General features: G+C 35.0%; 3 protein-coding genes. 2 read left to right on the forward strand and 1 reads right to left on the reverse strand.

The window, feature by feature from the left end; genetic code table 11:
• The first annotated feature begins 314 nt into the window (after window positions 1-314).
• Window positions 315-920 (forward strand): 30S ribosomal protein S4, encoded by a 606-nt coding sequence (gene rpsD, locus ABDZ53_RS08590; RefSeq protein ID WP_343755561.1) that lies wholly within the window; start codon window positions 315-317, stop codon window positions 918-920.
• A gap of 58 nt (window positions 921-978) precedes the next feature.
• On the opposite strand, the gene ABDZ53_RS08595 is transcribed toward rpsD, so the two are convergent.
• A complete protein-coding gene (locus ABDZ53_RS08595) occupies window positions 979-1,437 on the reverse strand; it encodes a GAF domain-containing protein (RefSeq protein WP_343755563.1) in 459 nt (152 codons plus the stop codon).
• A gap of 135 nt (window positions 1,438-1,572) precedes the next feature.
• Between ABDZ53_RS08595 and ABDZ53_RS08600 the strand changes: the two genes are divergently transcribed.
• A complete protein-coding gene (locus ABDZ53_RS08600) occupies window positions 1,573-3,291 on the forward strand; it encodes a septation ring formation regulator EzrA (protein WP_343755565.1) in 1,719 nt (572 codons plus the stop codon).
• The last annotated feature ends 125 nt before the right edge of the window (window positions 3,292-3,416 follow it).

Consider the following 3,416-nt stretch of genomic DNA (forward strand, 5'->3'; position numbering starts at 1 on the left):
ATATTATACTAAAAACCCCCTATTCTATCTATTGAAATCATAGGTAGAATAGGGGTTTTTCAGCAGTCTCGGTTTTTCCTGGTCTTTCTTTTTTTTCTTGACTAATAGAAGAGAAAAAGATATACTAGAAGTTGTGTAAAATATCGCAGCGGGAAGTGGTAATCGCGTCAACAGTTTCTTGCCATATTTATTATGAGCTCAATTGTGTAACCTGCGGCTGCAATTAGGCGAAGATTGAAAAGAAACTGCACGTAGTACTGAACTTCCAAACGTTATTTTACTCCATAAAAATTAAACAATGGAGGAATCCCACTATGGCAAGATATACTGGACCATCATGGAAAAAATCTAGACGTTTAGGCATTTCTTTAACAGGTACTGGTAAAGAATTAGCAAGACGTCCTTATGCACCTGGTCAACACGGACCAACAAGCCGTACAAAATTATCAGAATACGGTTTACAATTACAAGAGAAACAAAAATTACGTTACATGTATGGATTAAACGAGCGTCAGTTCTTTAACTTATTCATTAAAGCTGGTAAAATCCGTGAAGGAAAACACGGTGTTAACTTTATGATTTTACTAGAACAACGTTTAGACAACATTGCTTACAGACTTGGATTTGCGACAACTCGTCGTCAAGCTCGTCAGTTAGTTAACCATGGTCACGTGACTGTTAATGGTAAACGAGTAGATATCCCTTCTTACCAAGTTCAAGTAGGAGATGTCGTTGGTATTCGTGAAAAATCTAGAAACGTCCAATTTATTAAAGATTCAGTAGAATCTCTTTATGGTCGTCCTGATTTTGTATCATTTGACGAAGACAAATTAGAAGGTACATTGACACGTTTACCATTGCGTGAAGAAATGCCTGCTGAAATCGACGAATCATTCGTTGTTGAGTTCTACAACAGATAATCAATCAACTTTAAAAAGCCATCCTTCTGGATGGCTTTTTTTGTCGAATAATCTGAATTTAAATATGGTGAATTAATACAGAAACGAATTCTTCAAGCATGGCCTGATCTTCTGGTGTGAATCTATTTTTAACAGGGGCATCAATATCCAATACGCCAATTTTCTTTCCGTCTTTGATTAGAGGAATGACAATTTCGGATTGACTAGCGGCATCACAGACGATATGGCCCGGAAATTCATTGACATCCGGTACGACAATTGTTTCTGCTTTATCAAAAGCCGTCCCACATACGCCTGAACCATTAGAAATTCGAATACAAGCCACTTTCCCTTGAAAAGGACCTAGGACAAGTTCGTTATCTGTATCGTCCCATAAATAAAAACCCGCCCAGTTAATACGATCTAAATGTTCAAATAATAAAGCTGAAGCGTTACTTAGGTTGGCGATTCTGTTTGTTTCGTCGTGAATAATACTATGCAACTGTTTAGTTAACAAGTGGTTCGTTTCAATTTGCACGTTTAAAATCCTCTCCTGTTTAATAATTTATTCATAGAATTTGCTTGCTAGTATAACATAATTCTTCTAAGTTTGATATACTGTATAATAGATACACTGAGCTCTATAAGAGGAACTCACAATGGAGGAGAAAAAATGCCAATCGAAGTGATAGTCACACTCATTATACTACTGATAGCTATTACCCTATATATACTTACATACTATCTTAAAAAGAAAAATTACTCTGCAATTGATGAATTAGATAAAAGAAAAAAAGAAGCTCAAAATAATATGCCTACTGATAAAGCTAAATCCTTAGATAAAATGATGATTACAGGTCAAACAAAGGAAATGGCCGATAAGGTTCTGGAGTCGATCAATCAGATAGAAGAGCATACCCTTCCTCATATTGAAAGTCTTTTATTTGAAGCAGAACAAGCAACCGATAGGTATAAGTTTAATCAATCTAAAAAGTATCAAGAGCAAGCAAATGAATACTTATCGCAAATGGAAGAAGAAACCAAAAGTTACACTCAAACCATCGATGAGTTACTACAAAGAGAACAAGCGAATCTTAAAAAAATCGAAGGAATAAAAAAGAAATACCATGAAATTAGAAAAGAGTTATTGGCAAAAAGTTTTTCGTTTGGAAGTGCCATTAATAAATTGGAAGATAAATTAGGTCAAATGGAGAAGTTATTTACTTCTTTTTCCGACCTAACTGCATCAGGTGACCATGAAGAAGCTAAAAAGGTGGTTAATCAGCTAGATAACAGATTAAACGAAATGGAAAAGTTGATGGCTGACATCCCACCAATTTTGAAAACTATACAGACTGTTTATACCGAAGAGCTTAAGGAAATAGAAGAAGGGCATCAGCAGCTCGTTAAACAGGACTATGTCTTTCCAGAAGAGTTATCTATTGAAGAGGAGATAATCTTTATAGAAGAAAAAATTCAACGAATGAATGAGCTCATATCTGATTTGAAAGTAGAAGAAACACGTCTGTTGCAAGAGGAAACAGAAACAACAATTGATAAGTTGTATGACGCAATGGAATTAGAAATAGAAGCGAAAGCCAATGCTCAAAAATTATTGAACCAGCTAGCTAAGGTCTATTATTACGTAGCTAAACAAGATAGAGAATTGACTTTGGAAATGGATAGAATCAGCCAAAGCTATATCCTCTTTAAAGATGAAGAAAAGATAGCTAGAGATTTAAATGAGACCTTAGATGAGCAAAAGAAACTCATTGAACACATAGAGGAACAGCTGGACGACAAAGTGATTCCCCATTCAGAAGCAGATGAGTTGTTAAACAAAGCGTTTGATCAATTGGAAGAGCTCTCTGAGTCTTATCAGTCCTTGTCTGATGTCTTATATTCTTACAGAAAACAAGAATTGAGTATTAAAGCTGATTTAGAAGACATGGAAACAGATATCAGAGAAATGAAGCGCTATATTGAAAGCAAGCATTTACCTGGACTGCCAAATAACTACTTAGATTTGTTGTTCTATACAACAGATCACTTAGAACAGCTGGCAAAAGAATTAGCACGACCGAAGCTTGATTTAGAAGAAGTCTTAAAACTTCATAGTATGTGTGAGGAAGATTGCGATCACCTCGCAGAGCAAACGGAAATAGTCGTGGACAATGCTTTATTAACAGAATTGACTAGCCAGAGATTATACAGACACAGAGAAGAATACCCAGGTATAATGGAAACTATTAGATACAGTGAAGGTTTATTCTTAAATGAATATGATTATGAAACGGCCTTAAAGATGGTGAGGGAAAAATTAGAATCCATTGAACCTGGAGCTTTTGAAGAAGTGAAATCAAGGTATGAAAAAGAAAAAACATATGATTAAAACCAGTCTATGACTGGTTTTTTTGTTCAAAAAAGTTGTCAAAGAGTCTCTAAATTATTTGAATTTACCCAAAAGTCTCTAATTTAAAGAATAACTATAAAAGCCCGAGAAATACACATGTGGAA

The sequence above is a fragment of the Alkalibacterium iburiense genome, assembly GCF_039521845.1.
GTDB lineage: Bacteria > Bacillota > Bacilli > Lactobacillales > Carnobacteriaceae_A > Alkalibacterium > Alkalibacterium iburiense.

Coding starts and splice junctions, on each gene's coding strand:
- rpsD (WP_343755561.1), top strand. CDS start 315: ATGGCAAGATATACTGGACCATCATGGAAAAAATCTAGACGTTTAGGC.
- ABDZ53_RS08600 (WP_343755565.1), top strand. CDS start 1,573: ATGCCAATCGAAGTGATAGTCACACTCATTATACTACTGATAGCTATT.